General features: G+C 39.3%; 24 protein-coding genes. All 24 read right to left on the bottom strand.

The window, feature by feature from the left end; translation table 11 throughout:
- Nucleotide 1 precedes the first annotated feature (1 nt).
- Entirely contained in the window at nucleotides 2–628 is a 627-nt protein-coding gene (locus tag Q2U82_RS03445; protein ID WP_410006327.1) for a hypothetical protein, read from the bottom strand.
- Nucleotides 606–1,235, bottom strand: coding sequence for an outer membrane lipoprotein carrier protein LolA (locus Q2U82_RS03450; RefSeq protein WP_068761454.1), 630 nt, complete (start codon nucleotides 1,233–1,235; stop codon nucleotides 606–608). Before Q2U82_RS03450 ends, Q2U82_RS03445 begins: the two co-directional genes overlap by 23 nt.
- Entirely contained in the window at nucleotides 1,228–2,004 is a 777-nt protein-coding gene (locus Q2U82_RS03455) for a polysaccharide deacetylase family protein (RefSeq protein WP_410006328.1), read from the bottom strand. The genes Q2U82_RS03450 and Q2U82_RS03455 overlap by 8 nt, the downstream gene beginning before the upstream one ends.
- Nucleotides 1,998–3,062 (bottom strand): beta-ketoacyl synthase N-terminal-like domain-containing protein, encoded by a 1,065-nt coding sequence (locus tag Q2U82_RS03460; RefSeq protein WP_410006329.1) that lies wholly within the window; start codon nucleotides 3,060–3,062, stop codon nucleotides 1,998–2,000. The genes Q2U82_RS03455 and Q2U82_RS03460 overlap by 7 nt, the downstream gene beginning before the upstream one ends.
- Nucleotides 3,062–4,264, bottom strand: coding sequence for a beta-ketoacyl-[acyl-carrier-protein] synthase family protein (locus tag Q2U82_RS03465; protein WP_410006330.1), 1,203 nt, complete (start codon nucleotides 4,262–4,264; stop codon nucleotides 3,062–3,064). Before Q2U82_RS03465 ends, Q2U82_RS03460 begins: the two co-directional genes overlap by 1 nt.
- A 16-nt stretch (nucleotides 4,265–4,280) precedes the next feature.
- Nucleotides 4,281–4,538, bottom strand: coding sequence for a phosphopantetheine-binding protein (locus Q2U82_RS03470; protein WP_068761450.1), 258 nt, complete (start codon nucleotides 4,536–4,538; stop codon nucleotides 4,281–4,283).
- Nucleotides 4,535–5,170 carry a 3-oxoacyl-ACP synthase gene (locus Q2U82_RS03475; RefSeq protein WP_410006331.1) on the bottom strand — a complete coding sequence of 212 codons (636 nt, stop codon included), beginning with the start codon at nucleotides 5,168–5,170 and terminating at the stop codon, nucleotides 4,535–4,537. Before Q2U82_RS03475 ends, Q2U82_RS03470 begins: the two co-directional genes overlap by 4 nt.
- Nucleotides 5,171–5,174: 4 nt before the next feature.
- The gene (locus Q2U82_RS03480) at nucleotides 5,175–6,242 is read right to left on the bottom strand and encodes a methyltransferase (RefSeq protein WP_410006332.1); all 1,068 of its coding nucleotides are present in this window, start codon (nucleotides 6,240–6,242) and stop codon (nucleotides 5,175–5,177) included.
- Between the two features lie 10 nt (nucleotides 6,243–6,252).
- Nucleotides 6,253–7,401, bottom strand: coding sequence for a beta-ketoacyl-[acyl-carrier-protein] synthase family protein (locus Q2U82_RS03485; protein ID WP_410006333.1), 1,149 nt, complete (start codon nucleotides 7,399–7,401; stop codon nucleotides 6,253–6,255).
- A gap of 3 nt (nucleotides 7,402–7,404) precedes the next feature.
- Complete coding sequence (locus Q2U82_RS03490; RefSeq protein WP_410006334.1) at nucleotides 7,405–7,833, bottom strand: acyl-CoA thioesterase; 429 nt, start codon at nucleotides 7,831–7,833, stop codon at nucleotides 7,405–7,407.
- The gene (locus Q2U82_RS03495; RefSeq protein WP_410006335.1) at nucleotides 7,823–9,091 is read right to left on the bottom strand and encodes an ABC transporter permease; all 1,269 of its coding nucleotides are present in this window, start codon (nucleotides 9,089–9,091) and stop codon (nucleotides 7,823–7,825) included. The genes Q2U82_RS03490 and Q2U82_RS03495 overlap by 11 nt, the downstream gene beginning before the upstream one ends.
- The gene (locus Q2U82_RS03500; RefSeq protein WP_410006336.1) at nucleotides 9,084–9,827 is read right to left on the bottom strand and encodes an ABC transporter ATP-binding protein; all 744 of its coding nucleotides are present in this window, start codon (nucleotides 9,825–9,827) and stop codon (nucleotides 9,084–9,086) included. Before Q2U82_RS03500 ends, Q2U82_RS03495 begins: the two co-directional genes overlap by 8 nt.
- A gap of 30 nt (nucleotides 9,828–9,857) precedes the next feature.
- Nucleotides 9,858–10,865: a BtrH N-terminal domain-containing protein gene (locus tag Q2U82_RS03505; protein ID WP_410006337.1), complete on the bottom strand. Its 1,008-nt coding sequence runs from the start codon at nucleotides 10,863–10,865 to the stop codon at nucleotides 9,858–9,860.
- A 225-nt stretch (nucleotides 10,866–11,090) separates the two neighbouring features.
- Nucleotides 11,091–11,489 (bottom strand): hypothetical protein, encoded by a 399-nt coding sequence (locus Q2U82_RS03510; RefSeq protein ID WP_410006338.1) that lies wholly within the window; start codon nucleotides 11,487–11,489, stop codon nucleotides 11,091–11,093.
- A gap of 2 nt (nucleotides 11,490–11,491) precedes the next feature.
- Nucleotides 11,492–11,950 (bottom strand): ABC transporter permease, encoded by a 459-nt coding sequence (locus tag Q2U82_RS03515; protein ID WP_410006339.1) that lies wholly within the window; start codon nucleotides 11,948–11,950, stop codon nucleotides 11,492–11,494.
- A complete protein-coding gene (locus Q2U82_RS03520) occupies nucleotides 11,950–12,387 on the bottom strand; it encodes a hypothetical protein (RefSeq protein ID WP_410006340.1) in 438 nt (145 codons plus the stop codon). Before Q2U82_RS03520 ends, Q2U82_RS03515 begins: the two co-directional genes overlap by 1 nt.
- Nucleotides 12,388–13,521 (bottom strand): beta-ketoacyl-ACP synthase III, encoded by a 1,134-nt coding sequence (locus Q2U82_RS03525; protein WP_410006341.1) that lies wholly within the window; start codon nucleotides 13,519–13,521, stop codon nucleotides 12,388–12,390.
- Nucleotides 13,521–14,438 (bottom strand): dialkylrecorsinol condensing enzyme DarA, encoded by a 918-nt coding sequence (locus tag Q2U82_RS03530; RefSeq protein WP_410006342.1) that lies wholly within the window; start codon nucleotides 14,436–14,438, stop codon nucleotides 13,521–13,523. Before Q2U82_RS03530 ends, Q2U82_RS03525 begins: the two co-directional genes overlap by 1 nt.
- A gap of 3 nt (nucleotides 14,439–14,441) precedes the next feature.
- Nucleotides 14,442–15,323 carry a lipid A biosynthesis acyltransferase gene (locus tag Q2U82_RS03535; RefSeq protein ID WP_410006343.1) on the bottom strand — a complete coding sequence of 294 codons (882 nt, stop codon included), beginning with the start codon at nucleotides 15,321–15,323 and terminating at the stop codon, nucleotides 14,442–14,444.
- An 18-nt stretch (nucleotides 15,324–15,341) separates the two neighbouring features.
- On the bottom strand, nucleotides 15,342–15,584 hold the full coding sequence (locus Q2U82_RS03540; protein ID WP_045079317.1) for an acyl carrier protein: 243 nt from the start codon (nucleotides 15,582–15,584) through the stop codon (nucleotides 15,342–15,344).
- A gap of 2 nt (nucleotides 15,585–15,586) precedes the next feature.
- Entirely contained in the window at nucleotides 15,587–16,807 is a 1,221-nt protein-coding gene (locus Q2U82_RS03545; protein ID WP_410006344.1) for a beta-ketoacyl-[acyl-carrier-protein] synthase family protein, read from the bottom strand.
- Between the two features lie 12 nt (nucleotides 16,808–16,819).
- A complete protein-coding gene (gene fabG, locus Q2U82_RS03550; protein WP_410006345.1) occupies nucleotides 16,820–17,572 on the bottom strand; it encodes a 3-oxoacyl-ACP reductase FabG in 753 nt (250 codons plus the stop codon).
- A 65-nt stretch (nucleotides 17,573–17,637) separates the two neighbouring features.
- Nucleotides 17,638–18,762 (bottom strand): WG repeat-containing protein, encoded by a 1,125-nt coding sequence (locus tag Q2U82_RS03555; protein ID WP_410006346.1) that lies wholly within the window; start codon nucleotides 18,760–18,762, stop codon nucleotides 17,638–17,640.
- Nucleotides 18,763–18,821: 59 nt separating this feature from the next.
- Nucleotides 18,822–20,348, bottom strand: a complete 1,527-nt coding sequence (locus Q2U82_RS03560; protein ID WP_410006347.1) for a histidine ammonia-lyase — start codon at nucleotides 20,346–20,348, stop codon at nucleotides 18,822–18,824.
- Nucleotides 20,349–20,397: the final 49 nt, after the last annotated feature.

A 20,397-nucleotide genomic window follows, 5' to 3' on the forward strand; every position in this document is an offset into this window, starting at 1 on the left:
ATTATTCATTTTTAAATTTTTCCAAATCTATAGTTAGCTTGATATTGCTGTGCTTAATGGCAATTGTATCTGCAATTTTTCCGTCGGAAGACATAAAATCAATCTCCATTTTTTCCTTCGTTTTTGAAGTATTTACAATTTTTTGAAGTTGTCCTGTCCCTGCATTTATAAAGTAAAAGTTGAATCTTTCATCATTATGAGTTTTATAAATTCGTTGATTTTCAGATTCATAAACTTCTAAAATTTTCGTCTTTTCGTTAACCAACAATTTAAAATCATCTTTTAAAATGTTGATAATGAAATTTTTGTCCAATTCTTCAACTACAAAATTCTTCGTAAAAGTATCGTCTTCAAACTGAAAATCAAACAGTTTACTACCGAATTCAGTTGTAAAAACCACGCGATGACTTTCAGCCGCAATCTTTTTAATGATTAAAATTCCACCAAAATTCTTTCCGTAAACTTCAATTTTTGCTTTGTAAACATAATCTATTTCAGCATTGGAAAAATACGGATTTTCCACCTCAATTTTTGTGAACGGAACCTGGCGAAGACCCTCCGTAGTTTTTAGCGAACAGGAAGTTAAAACTACCGTAGCCAAAAGGCTAATTGCTAAAAACCGAATCATTAATAGTAGTGTTTAACGTGCGATTGCTGAAAATAATTCGGGTAAAATCCTGTGATGGCTCTACCATTTTCACTTCGAAAACCTGGGCGTCATTTTTGTTAAAAAGCAATTCGAATGAAGCAATATAACTCGCTATTTTCTTATCCTTTGGAATAAAAACCGCCTTGTTGTATTTTGAAGATTTATAGAATGAAACCGTAAAATCAGAATCGTTGAACATATTTCCTTTTACGCTATTTACGATAAGCTGATTGAGTTTTTTAAAAAGTTTGCTGTTGCCAATATCCACCTTGCTTTTGGTGCCGCCGTCGTTGATGAGCAGTTGGTCTTCCTTAAAAATCACGCTATATTGGTATGGATTTGTATATTCCCACTTCACTAATCCGGGCGCTTTAAAAACCATTTTTCCAGATGTTTTTACGTCATCGGCCAAAAAATCGAGGTGTTTGTATTGCACAAAATCGGTTTTTATAGTTTGGGTGGCTTTTGCCGAAGCAATTACTTTTTCCTTAAAAGCTGCAATTTCCGAAGCATTCATCGTAACATCCTGCGCCTGAATCGTACTGCTAAAAGCAATAAAAAATAATAATAGAAAATAATTACGCATAGGCTTCAATTTCAAGCAAGCGATCCACCGGAACCGACTGCAATTTGTGCGATTGCAAAGTTAACAATAACTGTTCCAATACGGCAACGGTTTTTGCACTGCTGTCGTGAAGTAGAATGATATCGCCCTTTTTTAAGTTGGAAGTGATACGCTTTATAATTTTTTCTTCGGAAATATTTGTAGTGTCAAAGCTGCGTTTGCTCCAGCCGATAGAAAAATGCCCCGTAACTTTCAAAGCTTTTTTAATGTTCGGATTGGTAACACCAAAGGGTGGACGAAAAAGTTTCAGTTCCTTGCCAGTGATTTCCTTTAGAACTGAATTAGTTTTATTCAACTCGGCAATAACTTTTTCCGAAGAAAAAAATCCAAAATTTTTAGAATGCGAATACGAGTGGTTGCCAATGGTATGGCCTTCTTCAATAATTTGACGAACAATTTCTGGATGCTTTTCGGCATTTTTTCCAATTAAAAAAAATGTGGCTTTTGCGTTATGTTTTTTCAGAAGTGATAAAACTTTTGGCGTGAATTCTAGGTTTGGCCCATCGTCAAAAGTGATGGAAATATGTTTTTCCGAAGTTTTGTAATTGTGATTTAGAGATTGCAAATGATAGTTCAGTTTAATCTGAAACGAACCAATTGCGGTAATCAAAAACCAAATAAATACAAAAAGCACATAAAGCCAAGCTGGAACATAGCCAAAAAAACCTCCCAATAGTAGTCCAAAAAAAACTACCAAAGCCAAGGCGTTTATGGTGTAAAACCTCAACATTTTCTCAATAAAACAAGGCTGTGATTTTGGCCGCGGTATTGGTTGTAGCACAAAACCGTTTTAATTTCGGGTGAATTGATTTTGTTGATTTTTACTATTTCTGGAATATTTTGGGTTTTCAGAATTTTTGAAGCCAACCAAACTCCAAACGCAGAAACTGTATTATTCTCACCAACCAAATGTTTGTAAAAAACCTGTTGGGTTTTGCTGAAAACTCCTTCGGAAAGCTTGTTGTAATATCCGTCAAAATCTACATCGCCGTTGTTCCCAAAAACAACCAAATCAATGTCGTCGATCTTCAAATTATTTTCTTTTAAAAAAGTTTCAATTGTTTCTGAAACCTTCTCTTTTTGAAGCGTGTTAAAAGTTTCCACGGCAACCAATTCGGCATAACAGCTTTTTGTCTTTTCGTTTGAAACGACAAAGAAATTCGCGCCTTCACTAAAAACGGCACCTTCGGTTTTTGAATCTAAAACTCCCGAAATTGTTACCGCCTCAGGTTTTATGTGATTGATTGCGCGATGCACTTTTGTGGTATGCTCGCCCAATTCTTCCACGCCGCCAACTAAAATATGTTCGGCTTCATCATTTTCAAGCTGCATTTTGGCATCGAGCAAAGCAGACTCAAAAGAAATTGCCGAATGTACGTACGTGAAATTATATGCTTTGCATTCCATCCCCAGTGCAATCTGTCCAGCAACGGTGTTGTGTGTGCTTTGAATGAAAGAGGTAGGCGTTAAATACTGTTCGTTATTATCAATAATGGCGCTCACAAATTTTTCGGAATCGATCATACAGCCCATTCCCGTTCCGGTAATGATAGCGTCCACGGTTTCAATTCCCGCTTCGTCCATCGCAATTTTGGAAGCAACTACGCCCATTTTAATCCCTTTTGCCATTCGGCGCGCAGCGGCTGGCGGAATGTATTGTTTGTAATCTGGGTCTTGGGCAAAAATTACGGTATCGTTGTAATTGATAATTTCATCTAAAAACCTACTATTATCATAGGTCTTTTGGGGTGAAATGGAAGCGATGCTATTTATGTAAACTTTCTTCATTACGCTTCTTTTGAAAATATAACTGTGGAACAATTACCTCCAAAACCAAGCGAGTTTGAAAGTACCGTGTTCAATTCCTTTTTCTTTAATTCCGTTTGTGGAATCATTGAAAATTCCTTCATCGGGGTTTTAAAATTCAGGTTTGGAAAGATGATATTATTTTGAAGCGCCAACACGGAATAAACCGCCTCAATCGCACCAGCGGCGGCCAAGGTATGGCCAGTATATGACTTAGTGGAACTGAATTCCGGCATTTCTTCGCCAAAAATCCTAAGAATCGCTCTTCCTTCCGAAAGGTCGTTATTTCCCGTGGCTGTTCCGTGGGCGTTGATGTAATCTATTTCCGAAGCTTTTAAATCGGCAACTCTCAAAGCTTTTTCCATCGCTAAAGTCGCGCCGTCGCCATTATCTGAAGATGCGGTTTGATGAAAGGCATCGTTGGCATTGCCGTAGCCTTTTACGTAGGCTAACACTTTTTTGCTTTCGGCTTTTACAATTTCATCACTTTCCAAAACCAAAAAAGCTGCGGCTTCACCCAAGTTCAAACCTTTTCTGTTTTCATCGAAAGGTGTGTTGAAAGTATCACTTAAAATCATCAAGGTTTTAAATCCGTTGATGGTAAATTTTGAAAGACAATCGGCTCCGCCTACCAACACACGATCCAATTTTCCGGATTTTATCAAGCGTGCGCCCAGCATAATAGCATTGGCCGCTGAAGAACACGCGGTACTGATTGTAGTGACTAAACTTTGTTCAATCCCCAACTGCTCCGCGATTTTCTGTGTGGAATCGCCTGCGTGGTGGCTTTCAATGTATTTTTGCGGTTCCTTTTCGGTAAGGTATTCGTAATAATATTTTTCGGTCATATCCATCCCGCCCACGCTGGTGCCGGAAATGATGCCCGTTTTGTATTTTTTGATGTTGGTGATTCCTGAATTGGAAATGGCTTCTTTTGCGGCAATTACACCGAGCATTGCGGTACGCGAATAATTATTTTCTGGCGGAAGATTGAGTTGGGCAATCAATTCGTTATTGGTGAATTTCACTTCGCCAACCATAATTTCATCGCGCTGAATGGTTTCAACATTATCAACGCGCGTGATGCCTTTTCTTTCGTTTATGAGCGCATCGTAATTTTCTGCTACATTGTTGCCAATTGCAGAAATAATACCCATTCCGGTTATGGCTACGCCTTTGCTCATAATATTTTACACGAAATTACTTTGTGCGGTGTTCCTGAATATAATCTGCCATTACCTGCACAGATTCAAAAATCTTCTTTCCTTCTTTCGGGTCGCTCAAACGGATGCCATAATCTTTGTCCAGCATAACGATAAGTTCCAAAGCATCAATGGAATCCAATCCAAGTCCGTCGCCAAAAAGTGCGTCATCATCTGCTATGTCTGCCACTGAAACATCTTCAAGATTTAATTGTTCAATGATTTTTCCTTTCAATTCTTCTTTTAATTCACTCATAATATGTTGTATAATCTGGTTATTTCTTCAGTTTTATGTTCAATTTCGCCTTCTTTTTCAACTAAATATAAAAAAGCATCGTAGCTGTTTTCGTCTAAATCTACCCAACCACAAAGTACTTTTTCTGCTTTTCCGCTTCGCAATAAACTGTTGGCGTACAGTTGCAAGTGTTCCGCATTAAAGCGGTCAAAGATAAAAAAACTATTTTCAGAATACAGCCTGTGCTTGATACTTATCTCGCCCAAACAAATATTTGGCAAGGTGTAAACAAAAACCGCCGGACTGGGAAAATATTCAGCATCGTTTTCTATTGCAGCTTGGTGTTTTCGGTCGGTGTCCAAACTGGATGCTTTGTTTGAAAAAATTAAGGCAATATTATTTTCTTCTTCTTCGTTTAAATTTTCTTTTTTCAGCAAAACATCTGCCGCCAAAAATGCTAGCTTGCTGAGATTGTCCATTTTGAAAAACTTGGAATAATCCGTTTTCAAAAACTTGTATGCGTTTTTTATAAAAGTTGAAAAATCTTCTGTCCCGATAGTTATCGGGACCTCACTAAAAAGTACATTTCCATTCAATGAAACAATTTGGTTCTTAATATGGCAATAGCTTTTTATGTGAAAAGTTTCAGTCAAAATTCTATTTCTTTTCGCAAATCAACATGGTGTGATATTCACCCAATTGGATGTCTTCTTTGAGTTTTAAACCAGCCTTGTCAATCAATTTCATAAAAACACTGGCCGGATACATTTTGCTGTTTCCGTTTGCAAGTACTGTAAAATATAGCGAAGTGGCCTCCAATATAAATTGTGAAGCGCGAAAGGCCTGTCTATCCGTAAAGGTTTCAACAATCACCAATTCGGCATCATCGTCCATGGAGTTTGCACAAATGCCCAACACTTTTACAATTTCTTCTTCAGAAAAACAATCCAAAAACTGGCACATCCAAATTAAGTCTGCCCCGCTTGGAATTTGTGGGTTTTCCGAAAGCCAATCAATCGGATGGCCAGAAATTCTATCTTTAAAACCATTGCTTTCGGCATTGGCCAAAGCCATGTTCAATTGGCCCGGTAAATCGACTATTTTCACATGTACCTCTTCATTGAAATTACAGCATTTAATAGAAAATTTGCCCGTATTTCCGCCAATGTCGAAGAGAGTTTTCGGCTTCCTTTCAAAAATTTTTTCCAAGGCTTCCGCAAAAATATCGTCGGAATAATGATGGTCAAAATCAAACCATGACTTTTGTTCGGCAGGTTTCAACTTTGAAAGTCCTTCGTAAATAGTCGGCCATTGCCCCAGTTCTTTCAAACCTTCCGGTTTTCCGGTTTTAATGGATTCGTTTAAATGAAACAAGCCTTTGTAACATACATCGTGCGCAAAATTAAGGTTCACGCTGGCCGTTTCGTTATAATTTAGGAAATAGCCCACTTTGGTCAGTTCGTATTGCTCGGCATCATTTTTACTAACAATATTCGAAGTTTGCGCAATTTCCAAAAGCACGCCAACCCCGTAAGGGCTAAGGGAAAGTTTTTGCGAAATCTCTTCGGCTGTTGGCCCGCCTGTTATCCGTTGGTCAAAAATATAATCGAGAATCCCGAGTTTCCGAAGCGAAACCGAAGCTTGAAAAACAAAGGGCGCAAAGGCTATGCGGTGCGCTTCTTCCAAAGCTTCAATGGCATTCATTTTTTTTGTGGTTGTTTGCATTTATGGTCGGTTAGTTGTTTGTTTTTTTAAAAATTACCGCTGTGTTGCAACCCCCAAAACCCGATGCGGTTTTTAGGAAGGTGTTTAACGTTTTCGGCGTATTTGTTTTGATGATATTTATGTTTTTTGAGACGCCAAGTTCGGCAAATCCTTTGGATGAAAAAAGTATATTTTTTTCCATAGAATGCATTCCTACAATGGTTTCCAATAATCCCGAAGCCCCCAAAGTGTGGCCAAAATAGCCCTTTAAACTATTGAGGGGCACATTTTCCATTTCCAAACGGCTGAAGGCAATGGCCTCCATTTCGTCGTTAAAAGGTGTGGCGGTGCCGTGTGCGGAAATATAATCGATTTCTTTCGCATTCAAGTTTGCCTCTTTCAGTGCAGATTTTACACTTCGGAAAAGCCCTTCGCCGGTTCGCGACGGACCCGAAATATGGTTTGCGTCGTTGCAGGTTGCGTCGCCCAAAATTTCAAAGCCTTCCTTTGGAAGATTTTTTTCGGAAGAAGTAACCAGAACACTGGCTGCGACTTCGCCTAAATTAATTCCAACACGATTTTTATCATAAGGTTTACAAGGTTCTGCTGATAAAGCCTGGAATGAATTAAAGCCCGAAAGAATAAACTTCGTCACCAAATCGCCGCTTGTTATAAAAACGTGGTCGTATTTGCCTTCAGAAATAAAACGCTTTGCTGCAGAAATTGCCAAAATACCCGAAACACAGGCGTTTGAAAGAATAATTGCTTCATTTTTAAAGCCGAAAAAGTTTTGGATTGTTTTCCCTAATTCACTTAAATAAGCCCGGCTTTCTGGAAAATTGCTGTCTTTTTCAAGCACATCAATATTCCCTTTTGTGGTTGAAATGATAACTCCAACATTTTCATTTAAAGGAATTTTTGAAGCATCGACAACATTTTTCAAAGAAAGCAACATCATTTGTTCCAACTTCGTAAAAGTTGAAGCATCGCCAATTTTGTTGAATTCATTTTTTACTTTTTCAGAAGAAATCATTGAAGCGCAAAACGGTTCGGGCAAAAGGGAAGCATCATCGAATTTTGCAAGGCCTGATATGCCTTTTGAAATATTTTCAACTACCGTTTCGCTGTCAAAACCTAGACTGCTTAAAATATTGTTATATGAAACGAAGGTTTTACCCATTTTTTACAAACCCATTTTTTCCTTCCATTTTGCAAAAAATTCAGGCTTTGTAAGAGAAAGCTCTCCTTTTTCGTTCAAAAAAACCTGAATGGTCTCACCCAAACAGACCAATCTTCCCTTGGGGTCGAAAATGCGGTATTGAAAAATCATTTTTGCCGCAGGAGAAGGAATGAAAGTCGTCTTTATAGTTGCCACATCGCCATAACGCAACGGGAGTTTATGCTCGCAGGAAGATTTCACGATTGGGGAAGTGTAACCGTTAGCCTTTTGTTCTAAATATGAAATGCCATGTTCGCGTCCAAAAGCTTCGCGCCCGTCCTCAAAATACTGAATATAATTGCCGTGCCACACAATTCCCAAAGGGTCTGTTTCCGTAAAACGCACCCGGATTTCTGAGGTAAAGCTTATTTCATTTTTATTTTCAGACGGCATTTTTTCTTCTATTATAAATTATTGCTATTACGATTGTTGTGAGGAAGAACAACAATAATAACGAAATTTCGGGAAGGATTTTAACAAAACCCACATTTCTTAAAAATACATCGTAAAACGCTTCCAAGCCCCAGTTCATCGGAGAAATTTTGGAAACAAACTGCATAAATTTCGGCATTACAAAAACGGGTACCCAAACGCCGCCCAGTGCCGCCAAAATAACCACCGAAGTGGCGCCAAACGGTGCTGCCTGTTCCTGTGTTTTTGCTACGGTGCCAATCAGCAATCCCAATCCTATCGCGGCAAGCCCAGAAAAAAGCGCGACTAAATATAGCATCGGCAACTTGCCCGAAACGTCAACTCCCGGAAGGTCGATAGCGGGAAAAAGAAAAATACCCACGAGCAGCATAAGTGTAAATTGAACGAGACACACAGCGAGATAAACGATTGTTTTTCCGCCCAGAACGGTAGCATAACTCACTGGAGTGGTGCGCAAACGGACAAAAGTACCTTGGTTTTTTTCTTTTAAAAGATTGATTGAAAGCGGAACAATGATGAAGAAAATGGCAAACAGCGTCCACGCCGGAACGTTATGCTGTGCTGAGTTTGGGATGATTTCTTCGTTATTTTTTGTGGGAAGAATTTCTTTAAAAGCGATAAAACTTTCAGTTTCGAAAATCGGTTCGGAATCGTCCTCGCCCAATTCCGTTTGAAACGCTTTGTAGATGCTTTGCGTTTCAATTTTCGAAATCATTTTATCGATGCCGTTTTTTACGGAAGATTTAAAACTAACCTGTGTTGCGGGGTCAAAATACAAACGGACCTCCTTTTGCGGAATCGTTTCTTTTGCAACCACCAAAGTATCTTCTTCCAACCCAAATTTTGATAAAATTCCTTCAACATTTTGGTCCACTTTCTTTTGAAGCGATACCGAAAGATTCTCGGGAATCACAATGGCGAGTTGATATTTTCCTGTGAAAACAGCCTCCTTTGCCTCTTCCTCGGAAGATTTCTGCAGAATTTCAAACGAATTGGATTCGGAGAGATTTTCGACGATGTTTTTTGAAACTTCGCCTTTGTCATTATCCACCAAAAGCACGGGAATTTTTATATCGCTGATGGTTTTGAAAGTGCTGTCCTGCACCAAAGTAATTACGATCAAAAGCAACAAAGGCATTATAAAAAGAATTGCAATCCCTCCCAAATCTCGGATTAGCAGCAGAAATTCTTTATATGTTGACGCCCAAAGTTTATGCATGGTCGCGAAGGGCTTTGCCTGTTTTCGTTAAAAATACTTCTTCAAGATTATTGGCGCCGGTTTGATTTTTTATCAATTCTGAAGGAATTCCTTTTACTATAATTTCACCATTGTCAATTATTGCGACGTGGGTGCAGAAAAACTCGGCTTCGTTTAAATGGTGCGAAGTATAAACGATTGTTGTTCCTTGTTTATTCAGCAATTTTAAATGGTCGATGATTACGTTTTTTGATTGCACGTCCACGCCCACTGTGGGTTCGTCAAGAAATAATACTTTCGGTTGGTGCAAAATTCCAGCAATTAAATTTACGCGGCGTTTCATCCCGCCGGAAAAAGTGGCGGTTTTTTTATTTGCGAATTTTGAAAGCCCCATTATTTCCAGATGTTCGTTAATGGAGTTTTTTAAAATTTCGCCTTTAATTCCGTACATACTCCCGAAGTATTCTAAATTCTCAAAAGCGGTGAGCGTTGGGTAAAGTGCGTATTCCTGAGGAACGATCCCAATTAATTGTTTCAATTGGTTTTTGTGTTCCTTAAAATTCAATCCGTTTATCGTGAAAGAACCCGAAGTGGGCTTCAGCAAAGAAGTGAGCATGGAAATAAGTGTGGTTTTTCCAGCGCCGTTTGGGCCAAGCAGGCCGTATATTTCGCCTTCTTCAACTTTCAAATCAAGGTTTTTTACCGAAAAGAATTCGGCACCTTTGTATTTTTTTGAAAGTTGGTTTATTTGTATCATAAGCCCCCTAAATCCCCCGAAGGGGACTTTTTATATCGATTTCTTTAATTTCTTAAAAAACACCTTTTCCAAATCGGCAATATGATCCAATTGGTCTGCAACCTTATTATAACTGTCGGTTTGGGCGCTTCGGTTTTTGTAGATTCTAGATGCTTCCAAAGCGAAATCACGCCATAAATCGCCAATTTCTGTCATTTCTTTTGAAAGTTCAATTAACTTTTCATTCCCAAGTAATTTTCCAGATTCCTGCAGAAATGCCGCATAAATATAACGGAAGCCGCCACCGCCCGTACCAATTTCTTCCTGCATCCGCACTACTTGTCCTAAATAATGGTTTGCAGTTTTAACACCTTTTTTCTTCGGCCACTTTCGGATTAAACCAGCGATTTTATGAATTCCCTTTACGCCAACAAACGAAACTGGTGCCAACATTGCCTTACAGGTATCTTTAATTCCTTTTACAATTGCTGTCTCAAGTTCCAATTTTTCGGGAAAGGAAATCGGGTAATACATATGTCCTTTAGGTGCGAAGGCTCCTTTTGCGAAACGTACTTTTTCCAGTTCCTTTTCGGAAAGGGAGGTTACATCTTCCATCACTGGATCGCTAATTAAATAACGATCGCCTTGTTTCCCATAAACCACCATATTGTGGGCGTTGAAATGGAAACGGTATTCATCGGGAAAATAAACCAAATTGTAAACGCCGACTTGTAAACCAACAGGATTGTTTTTTTCAAGATTTTCATCCAAACGTGCTTTTGCATCTTTCGGATTGCTGAATTTTTCGCGCTTCATTTTTACGCCAGTTCGCTTTGCAAACTTTTTAAAAATATGTCCAGGCAAGGCGCGATAGGTAATTACGGGCGCGTGATTCACTTTCAACAACGGAATATAACAAAACAACAAACCGCTGCCAATACCAAAAACCATTGGTTCGCTAACGCTAAAACCGTTGTGTTTCATCAAATTTGAAACAACGCCGTTTTCACAGTGTGCAGATTGGTGGTGGGTGAAGTTAATGATGGTTTCAGGTTTCAAGTTTCAGGTTTTTCTATTGATACTGTGGATACTTTTGATTCTATGGATTCTATGGAGATTTATAAACTTTTAAACTCATAAACTTATCGATTTTTCGTCTTAACCCCCGACCCCTAAAGGGGAGAGTTTTGGCTCCCGCCGCGGCGGACTGGGGTAATTTATATTCAATTTTATTTATAAACTTTTAAACTCATAAACATATAAACTTATCGACTCATCGACTCCTCAACTAATCGACTTCAGCTCTTCAACTGAAATATCAAACGCATCAGCATATTTATTCAAAGTTTTATCGCTCAATTTTTTAAAAACTGAAGGTTTAAAGTGGCGTTTTACTTTCCATTGCCAGAACCCAACGTAGCTTGCCAAAATGCCCAAGTCCATTTTGTGGAGTTCCATATAATATTCTATGGGGCTGGTTTCGCCTGCAATTACACGGCTTTTTGCATCGGCAATGCGCTCTTTTATTTCCTCGATTGCATTGTTTAATGCTACGGTTTTTGGTTCCCAGCCTGTGCTGTTTTCGGTAGTGTATTCGCCATTTTCATCAACGGCATAACAGAGTTCGCGGAAATTGGCGGATTCCAGATTGCTTTTGTCCTGTGGTACTTCCTTTTTCTTCATAATCAGACTTCATGGATTAAAAAATTCATGGTAGAAGATACAATTAATTTTTCATCGAGGAAGGTTTCGGCCTCTAGGCTGCACATTGTCATTTCGCCTGTGTCAAATCTGGAAAGGAGTTTTGCCCTTGTAACAATCGTTTCGCCAACCTTTGGAAGCTGAAAAATCTCCACTTTTTTGATGGCGCTTATGTAGCCAACCAATTTATTGCCTGTTCCTTCCAAATCGTCCTTTTCAAAAAAAGTTTGCCCGACAACGCCCGAAGCAGCTTGGGCAACATTTTCAATAAGACCAGTTTCAGAAAGTTCTCCGTTATCCAAAAAAACGCAATCTTCTGTAATGTGGAATTGGGTGGAAACCGAAGCGTCGTCAATTTCGAGCACTGAAGTAACCATAAGCATCGGCTCACGGTGCGGCAGAAAATTGGCAATGTCAATATTTGAAACGTCCTCAGCTTTCATTAATTGGCCAATACGGTTTTCATTTCGCTGGAGGCGATTACTTTTCCATTGCATTCGGTTTCAGCGGTTACCAAAGTTACGCCCATTATATCGTGCAGCACGTTTACCGTGGTTTTCAGTTCATTTCCAACAGAAGGGAGCTCAATGATTTCAGCTTTTTTTATTGCCCCGATATAGCCCACGGGAGCATCTTCTTCCTTTAAAAAAAATTGATAGCCCGTGTAAAGTGCCACGGTCTGCGCCATATGCTCAATCAAACCCGGCGCGGTAAATTTATTGTTTTGCGTAAAAATGTTTTCTTCGGAAATGGTCAATCCCGCGATTACTTTTTTATCTTCAAAATGAAGCAGTTTGTCCACCATCACAAACGGCGCTTTCTGTGGAATCAATTTTCCGATGAAATCTTTGTCCGTTATTTTTTCGGTGAATTGATTCATTTAAACAACTGTTAAATAGGCGTACGAATATGCAAAACGCGCGCTTTCGGGTACTTGCAGAAATATTTTATCGCCCTTTTTCAGTTTTCCGGAATGTACCAATTCTTCAAGCATAAGATAGATGGAACCAGCGCCCACATTTCCAACTTTTTGAAGGTTCAAAAACCATTTTTCCCAAGGTAAATGAAGGCCTTGACGTTCAATTTCGTTATACAGATTTTCCTTGAAATAATAGGAAGAAATATGCGGCAGGTAGTAATCAATATCATCCTCGGTGATGCTGTGCTTTGCCATGGCATCTTTCATGCTTTCCACCCCTTTTTGAAGGATATTTTCGCCCAACAATTTCACGTCCTGCTTCATTGCAAAAAGCGACATTTTTCCCCAAACATCAGCGGGATATTCGCTCCAAGGTTTTAGGCTGCCATCATCAAGTTTGTCGCCTCCGGCATACATGCACGTTTCCAATTCGAAGGCGTAACTGTAGCCTTCCATCCATTCAATTTTTAAAGAGGTTTCCCCCTTGGGCTCACTTTCCAAAAGAATTGCGCCAGCTCCGTCAGACAGCATCCACCGCAAAAATTCTTTGTTGAATGCCAAAATTGGGTTTTCATCAATTTGTTGCAAATGTGCCACTTCATCCTCAAAAATATCAGACTTCATCCAAGAAGAAGTTCTTTCGGAACCTGTGCAGACCGCATTGTTCACCTGCCCAGACTTTATGGCCAGGTAGCCATATTTCAAGGCGTTCATTCCGCTGCAGCAAGCCCCGGAAGGCGAGTTGATTTCAAGGTTTCCGTTCTTTAAAAAACCGTGTACCATGGCGGCGTGGCTCGGCAAAATTTGGTCTGGGCTGGAGGTGCCACAGGACAGCAATTCAATATCGTTTTTGTGGAAAGTTTCATCACACAAAGCCTCAACTGCTTCCGCAGCAAGCTGTGCGTTGTTATGGGTTACGTTTCCATCTTTGTCGATGGCGTAATAACGTGTTTTTATCTGGTTGTTCCGAAGGATGATGCGGCGCGCTTTTGAGGTCTTTCCATTGATAACCCCAAGCTTTTCCTCCATGGCCTCATTGTCAACGGGCTCGTTGGGCAAAAACTTCGCAATCCTTGTAATGTAAACGTTCTTCATTAATCTTGCTTTAATGCAACAGATGAATAATAAGCTTTGTCCCTTTGTATTTTACGGTACATTGGGATATAAGTGAGCAAAAATACAATAAATACTATTGGGGCTATAAGCCATATTGCAAATAACAAATAATATTTAAAATAAACGAGCCATTTCTTTCTTTCCTCGCCTTCTTTTTTTATTAAATGGTTCGCCCATTTTGTAAAAACCATATTTCCGCGGATATCGGTTGCTATTAGCGATGGGTCAACTTTTACGGCTCCCACGTCCAAAAGATTTTGCTGCAGATTTGAATATTCATTTTGAAGCAAAGCTTCTTTAATGGGAACTCCAAAACGGGAGGCTGCTTCAATATCTTTGTCCGACACTCCCGGTTTTGGGAAAATACCGAGCATTCTGGTTTTCTTACCGCCCATAAGCCAATGCACGATTGTGATAACGCTGATGTGGTTCAGGTTACGGTCCACCAAAGCAATATTTCCGACCAATTTTGCATGGTTCGCAATCAATAATTTTTTCACTTTTTCCTGCGCCATTATCCACATATTGCGGCTTGCGGAAACGGTTACCACGGGCGTATTTGCGAGCAATAATTTTGCCTCTTCAGATTTTAAAAATGAATTGATTGGGATGGAAGGCGTTAAATACCAAGTAGTGTAACCCAAAATAACCAAGTCGTATTTTTTTTGAAGAATTTCTGATGGAATCGCTTCCAAAGGTGTTGGGATTTGAAGAAAGGTTTCCGGGAAAGCACCGTAAAATTCTTCCTGTTTCCACGGAAAGGGGAATTTTTTCTTCGGAAGTATTTCGCAATAGGAAATGTTAACTTTTTCATCTGAAATTGTTGAAGCAACATACTTCAGAATATCAAAAAGCTGTCCGGTTTGGGAATAATAAATTATAAGTACTTCCTTCATTTCTTAATCGTCCGTTTCCCAAAAATCAAAATAGTTGAACCATTGCAACGGATATTTTTTCAGCATCCACTCAACGCTTTCTGTGTATTTTTTTAATAAACCTTGCGCATCGCGATTTTTTACTTCCGCTTGACGGGCGTACAAATGATAGTGCTTGTTGGTTTCCTTCATTACATAAACGAACAAAACCGGCACGTTCAGCCTACTGGCCAACAAAAATGGACCGGCGGGAAAATTTGCCTCTTTTCCCATTAATGATTCCGTCAATAATTTTTGGCCTTTCATATATCTATCGCCTGTAAAACAGACCAACTCGCCATTGCTGAGCGCATTGTTTATTTCAAAAATATGCGACATATCTTCTTTCACCAAGATAAACTTTACATTGGAACGCATGGTTACTTTTTCCATATATTCCTTGATGTTCTTATGTTCGGCATCGGTGGTAACAAGACTTATTTGCGAACGGGTATCAATTTCCTCAAAAAAGAATTCGGCAATTTCAAAATTGCCCACATGGGCACTTATCATAATGCCCCCTTGCTTTTTGTCGAGAAGTTCTATAATATTCTCGACTCCATCACATTCATGGGTAAATCTGTTTTGCAGGCCAGAGGAGATTGCGGCCTTGTCAATAATGGTCTTGCCAAAAACATAATAACTTTTATAAATGCTTAAAACACTCTTAGTCCAGGAATATTTCAGCCTTTTACGAAAGTAGTAAAATATGGATCGGGTGCTTTTTCCGGCGAAGAATACGTAATAAAGAGCAACGAAGTAAAGCAGTCCGTATGCAGCGCGAACACCTAATTTTCTGATAAAAAATATAAAGATTTTATACCCTAAAACGGTTCCTTTGCTTTTGCCTTCCCACTCGCCCGCCATAAATAGTTATTGCAAATTTCAGCTGATTTTTGTTTCAATCAGGTCATAAAAATCTTGAAGTGTAATAACATTAAGGAAATCCTCACCAGTCAATTTCACGCCAAAATTGGCCTCAATGGCAACTACCAAATCCACAAAATCCAAGCTGTCCAGCTCCAAAGTTTCCTTTAGATTGGCCCTTGGTTCAATGTCTTCGGTCTCTACCTCAAACTCATCTACCAAAAAGTAGTTTATCTTCTCAACTATAACTTCTTTATTCATTTTTAATGTGTGCATTTTTTAATTATCAATGCGGAATTGGTTCCCCCAAACCCGAAAGAATTGGACAAAAATACATCAATTTTTCTATTTAACGTTTTGTTAACAAGGTTTAATTTTGAAGCCGCCTCATCCGGCGTTTCAAGATTGATATTTGGCGCTATGAAGGAGTGTTCCATCATAAGCATAGAATAAATAACCTCGCTCGCGCCTGCCATCCAACATTCGTGGCCGGTCATGGATTTTGTGGAACTTACATAAGGTCCATTTTCCCCAAAAACATCCGTAATTGCGAGCGCCTCATTTGCGTCTCCAACTGGTGTTGAAGTTGCGTGTGCATTTACGTAATCAATTTCCGCAGCTTGGATATTTGCCTGTTCCAGAGCCATTTTCATTGCTCGGGCAGGTCCGTCAACATTTGGCGTTGAAATATGATCGCCGTTTGAAGAAAAGCCGTAGCCTATAATTTCGCCCAAAATTGGCGCTCCTCTTTTTACAGCGCTTTCGTAGCTTTCAATAATTAAAGTAGCTGCGCCACCGCTGGGAACCAACCCATCGCGGTCTTTATCAAACGGACGACAAGCTTTTGTGGGATCTGCTTGAGTTGAAAAAACACCTAGCCCATCAAAACTGCCCATTGCCAGTTCATTAATCTCTTGGGCTCCACCAGAAATGATACAATCCTGCAACCCGTTTTTTATAAGAAAATAGGCCATCCCGATGGAATGTGAACCGCTGGCACAGGCTGCACTTATGGTGAAATTGATGCCTCGCAATTTAAAAATGGTGGAAAGGTTCATCGTTACCGAAGAATTCATCGCCTTAAAAATTGCGCCCGAACCCACCAAGGTTGTATCTTTTTTTTCACGAATTTTATCAACCGATTCTATGACCGATTTTGCAGTGCTGTCATTTCCGTAGAGAATACCCACTTCGTTTTCGTCGAGAAATTGTTGGTCTATTTTAGCGTTTTTCAAAGCTTCAATAGTTGCGGCATAGGCGTAGGCACCTTCTTCACCAAGGCTAACACGCTCTCTTCGGGAAAGCTGTTCCTTCAAATTGGGTTCTTCCACCCAACCCGTTAAACAGGAACGATAACCGAAATCTTTTCGTTTTCCATCACAAATAATTCCAGATTTTCCTTCATAAAGCGACTGCTTTACTTCCTGCAGGTTTTTGCCGATGCAGGAATAAATGCCCATTCCAGTTATTACTACTCTTCTCACTTCTCCTTCATTTTAGGAATAAATTCCTCCATTAATATTAATCACTTCCCCAGTAATATACGATGCCTTTGAAGACGCTAAAAAGCTAACAATATGCGCCACTTCTTCTGCCTCTCCAAAACGGTTGGCTGGTATCATTTTTTTCAGTTCTTTTTCGTCAAGTTCGGCGGTCATATCGCTTTTTATAAATCCCGGAGCAACTGCGTTTACAGTAATGTTCCGTTTTGCAACTTCCTGCGCCAATGCTTTTGTGGCGCCGATAACCGCTCCTTTTGCAGCGGAATAGTTTACTTGGCCTGGAGTTCCTTTTAAACCTGAAACCGAAACCATATTTATAACCCTTCCGTATTTATTTACCAATAATTTTTGGATTAACGCATTGGTAACATTGTAAAAACCATTCAAACTGGTGTTGATTACGCTGTGCCAATCTTCGGGTTTCATCCACATAAACATTCCGTCTTTGGTAATTCCTGCATTGTTAATTATGACTTCAATAATAGCGTCTTTATTATTTTCGTGCCATACGTCAAATGCCTTATTAACAGCTTCGGTATTGGTAACGTCAAATTGAATAATTTCTCCTTTGCCGCCGAGTGCCTCAACTTCCATTAAAGTTTGTTGGGCAGCTTCTTTGTTGCCGTTATAATTTATAAGAAGGCTGTATTCCAAATCTTTTGCAAGTTGAATACAAACTGCACGGCCAATACCTCGTGAACCTCCTGTTACTAATGCGTATTTTTGTTTTGTTTTGTTTTCTTCCATTTAATTTTTCTTGCAAAGTCACAAAGACGAAAGTCGTCTTTTTTCTATTTTCTTTATTCTTTTATCTACTTTGAAGTATCCACAAAAACTTCAGCGTTTTGATGCCATTTGCCTAAAACTTTTCCAGTATTATCAATAAAGCCCCACTGTTTGTCCTTTTTTACACGAGCAAGGCCGTCTTGAAATCCTTTTTTAGTTCCACTTTGAAATAAGCCTGATGAAATATCATATTCCATTGGAATTACCAATTTTCCAGTTTTATCAACAAAACCCCATAATTTTTTTTCTTTCACAGGAGCTAATCCATTTTCAGAAAATATTTCTGCATCGGCATACATCGGATTCACAACTTTTTCGCCCTTCTCATTGATATACCCCCATTTTTTGTTTTCGTTTACAGGTGCAAGCCCTGCATTAAACGCACGGGCTTTATCATAAGCTGGTTGAATGACCCACTCTCCTTTTCCGTTGATGAAACCTATTTTTTTATTGCTTTCGGCATAGGTCAATGGTGAGTCGTTTGTGAAATCCCAAATTTTGTCCACACCGTTAATTGGGGTGAATGTACCATTAATCAAAACTCCAAAGCTTTCTCCTTTTCGTGCCCAAATTCCATTTTTGCTGAAATCGCCAATCTCGTTATAATCTGCGGGCACAACAACTTCACCTTTCGTATTCAACAACCCCCAGGTTTCTCCATTTTTAAATTTTGCATGTCCGTTGTTAAAACCTTTGATTTCATCATATTTTGGCTCCAAGATTGCTTTTCCGCTGGTATCCATCAAACCAATTTTTTCACCCTCGCGAATAATGGCTACTCCATTGTCAAAATCGTAATATTTTTCTCTTGCAGGAGTATCTAAAGTTTCACCTTTCGAGTTTATGTATTTCCATTGGTCGTTCTGCATTACCAATGCATACCCGGAATTGAATTCTTTTACACGATCATACTCTGGTTGAATTACCCATTCGCCGGAGGTATTGATAAAACCCCATTTTTTGTCTTTCATAGCTGCTGCCATCTTGCCCGAAAAGCTATCTGCTTTTTCAAATTGTGGTTGAATGGCATACTCACCGGTTTTGTTGATATAACCAAATAAATCATTGTCGCGGACCAAAGCCAGTTCCTGTGCAAAAACTGTGGTTGTCCCTAATAAAAAAATAAGTGCATAGGAAAAAATTGTTTTCATAATAGTATCAATTTAAGTTAGTTGAGGAGAGACGAACAATTTACAAAATTATTCCATTCCTATTTTGAAGAATCCATCAAAAATTCTTTTACTTTATTGACATACGGATACATTGCAACATCTTCCTTAAAAACTGGGACGATGGCACGAATTTCATCGTACATTTTTTTGGTTTCGGAAGAAACGTTATCCTGAACCTTCAAATATTCAATGGCTTGGACGATGGTTATTAGCTCTATTGCAACCACTTCAAAAGCATTTTCAATCACTTTTTTTGTAATAAGCGCCGCATTGGTGCCCATACTTACAATGTCTTGATTGTCATTGTTGTTCGGGATGCTGTGCACATACATGGGGTTGCTGAGCATTTGGCTTTCGGCGGTTGTGGAAGTAGCGGTAAATTGAACGCCCTGCATTCCAAAATTTAGCCCAAGTTTTCCCAAATTGACGAATGGTGGAAGTATATCGTTCAATTTTGAATTCAATAAATAGTTCAATTGGCGCTCGGCGAGCATCGTCATTTTTGCAACTACAATTTTCAACTTGTCCATTTCGAGGGAAACATAATCGCCGTGGAAGTTTCCGCCGTGATATACATTTCGTTTTTCAACATCCACGATCGGGTTATCGTTTGCTGAATTTACTTCTTCAATCAATATTTTTTCAACGGAATTGAGCGTGTCCAAAACAGGACCCAAAATTTGTGGTACGCAGCGAAGCGAGTAATATTCCTGCACTTTTTCAACAAAAACCTCTTCGTTTTTTGAACCGTTGTACAAATGATGTTCGCGTTTGCGGGTTAGGTTGCTATCCTTTAAATGAGTACGCATCATTTCGGCAATTTTTCGCTGGCCTTCGTGCTTTTTGGTTTGGTTCAATTCAAAGGAAAGATGATCGTCATACGCTTTTACAATTTCATTTATGGCAGAGGAAGCTTTAATCATCCAATCCATAATTCGTTTTGTGTAAAGCACGTTTACAACGCCAATTCCCGTCATTACTGACGTTCCGTTCATTAAAGCCAATCCTTCGCGCAGCTCCACTTTTATAGGCTGAAGGTTTTCAATTTTGAAAACTTCTTCCGTATTTCTGCGTTCTCCTTTATAAAAAACTTCGCCTTCACCAATCAATACCAAAGCCAAATGGGCAAGCTGCACCAAATCGCCGCTGGCGCCAACGCCACCGTGTTCATATATAAGTGGAATAATATTTTTGTTGAGCAATTCGCCCATCAATTTAATGACGGAAGGATGAACCCCACTGTTGCCAAGGCTTAGCGTATTCATTCGCGCAAGCATGGCCGCGCGAACGTATTGTGCCGTAATTGGGTTTCCGGTTCCCGAAGCATGGCTGCGAATAAGGTTGTACTGCAACTGGATGCGTTCGTCATCCTTTATTTTATACTGTGCCATCGGGCCGAAACCTGTGTTGACACCGTAAATAATTTTATTTTCAGAAAATTCTTTCAGAAAATCGAAACTATTTTGAACTCTTTCTATTATATCTTTGTGAAGTTGGACAGAATCGTTTTTGAAGATTATTTTATCAAAATCGGCTGTTTCCAGTTTTCCTTGTAATGTTGGCATTTATAGTTGAATCAAATGTTCTATTAAATAATTTGGTAACTTTAGAATG

Origin of the sequence: Aequorivita nionensis (assembly GCF_046352995.1) — a bacterium.
Taxonomy (GTDB): Bacteria; Bacteroidota; Bacteroidia; order Flavobacteriales; family Flavobacteriaceae; genus Aequorivita; species Aequorivita nionensis.

What these genes read in the sequence shown, in the direction of transcription:
- Q2U82_RS03555 (WP_410006346.1), bottom strand. Translation starts at nt 18,762, where the DNA reads ATGAAAACAATTTTTTCCTATGCACTTATTTTTTTATTAGGGACAACC.
- Q2U82_RS03490 (WP_410006334.1), bottom strand. Translation starts at nt 7,833, where the DNA reads ATGCCGTCTGAAAATAAAAATGAAATAAGCTTTACCTCAGAAATCCGG.
- Q2U82_RS03465 (WP_410006330.1), bottom strand. Translation starts at nt 4,264, where the DNA reads ATGAGCAAAGGCGTAGCCATAACCGGAATGGGTATTATTTCTGCAATT.
- Q2U82_RS03470 (WP_068761450.1), bottom strand. Translation starts at nt 4,538, where the DNA reads ATGAGTGAATTAAAAGAAGAATTGAAAGGAAAAATCATTGAACAATTA.
- fabG (WP_410006345.1), bottom strand. Translation starts at nt 17,572, where the DNA reads ATGGAAGAAAACAAAACAAAACAAAAATACGCATTAGTAACAGGAGGT.
- Q2U82_RS03450 (WP_068761454.1), bottom strand. Translation starts at nt 1,235, where the DNA reads ATGCGTAATTATTTTCTATTATTATTTTTTATTGCTTTTAGCAGTACG.
- Q2U82_RS03540 (WP_045079317.1), bottom strand. Translation starts at nt 15,584, where the DNA reads ATGAATAAAGAAGTTATAGTTGAGAAGATAAACTACTTTTTGGTAGAT.
- Q2U82_RS03495 (WP_410006335.1), bottom strand. Translation starts at nt 9,091, where the DNA reads ATGCATAAACTTTGGGCGTCAACATATAAAGAATTTCTGCTGCTAATC.
- Q2U82_RS03535 (WP_410006343.1), bottom strand. Translation starts at nt 15,323, where the DNA reads ATGGCGGGCGAGTGGGAAGGCAAAAGCAAAGGAACCGTTTTAGGGTAT.
- Q2U82_RS03445 (WP_410006327.1), bottom strand. Translation starts at nt 628, where the DNA reads ATGATTCGGTTTTTAGCAATTAGCCTTTTGGCTACGGTAGTTTTAACT.
- Q2U82_RS03455 (WP_410006328.1), bottom strand. Translation starts at nt 2,004, where the DNA reads ATGTTGAGGTTTTACACCATAAACGCCTTGGCTTTGGTAGTTTTTTTT.
- Q2U82_RS03515 (WP_410006339.1), bottom strand. Translation starts at nt 11,950, where the DNA reads ATGAAAGCTGAGGACGTTTCAAATATTGACATTGCCAATTTTCTGCCG.
- Q2U82_RS03530 (WP_410006342.1), bottom strand. Translation starts at nt 14,438, where the DNA reads ATGAAGGAAGTACTTATAATTTATTATTCCCAAACCGGACAGCTTTTT.
- Q2U82_RS03560 (WP_410006347.1), bottom strand. Translation starts at nt 20,348, where the DNA reads ATGCCAACATTACAAGGAAAACTGGAAACAGCCGATTTTGATAAAATA.
- Q2U82_RS03500 (WP_410006336.1), bottom strand. Translation starts at nt 9,827, where the DNA reads ATGATACAAATAAACCAACTTTCAAAAAAATACAAAGGTGCCGAATTC.
- Q2U82_RS03460 (WP_410006329.1), bottom strand. Translation starts at nt 3,062, where the DNA reads ATGAAGAAAGTTTACATAAATAGCATCGCTTCCATTTCACCCCAAAAG.
- Q2U82_RS03520 (WP_410006340.1), bottom strand. Translation starts at nt 12,387, where the DNA reads ATGAATCAATTCACCGAAAAAATAACGGACAAAGATTTCATCGGAAAA.
- Q2U82_RS03525 (WP_410006341.1), bottom strand. Translation starts at nt 13,521, where the DNA reads ATGAAGAACGTTTACATTACAAGGATTGCGAAGTTTTTGCCCAACGAG.
- Q2U82_RS03485 (WP_410006333.1), bottom strand. Translation starts at nt 7,401, where the DNA reads ATGGGTAAAACCTTCGTTTCATATAACAATATTTTAAGCAGTCTAGGT.
- Q2U82_RS03480 (WP_410006332.1), bottom strand. Translation starts at nt 6,242, where the DNA reads ATGCAAACAACCACAAAAAAAATGAATGCCATTGAAGCTTTGGAAGAA.
- Q2U82_RS03510 (WP_410006338.1), bottom strand. Translation starts at nt 11,489, where the DNA reads ATGAAGAAAAAGGAAGTACCACAGGACAAAAGCAATCTGGAATCCGCC.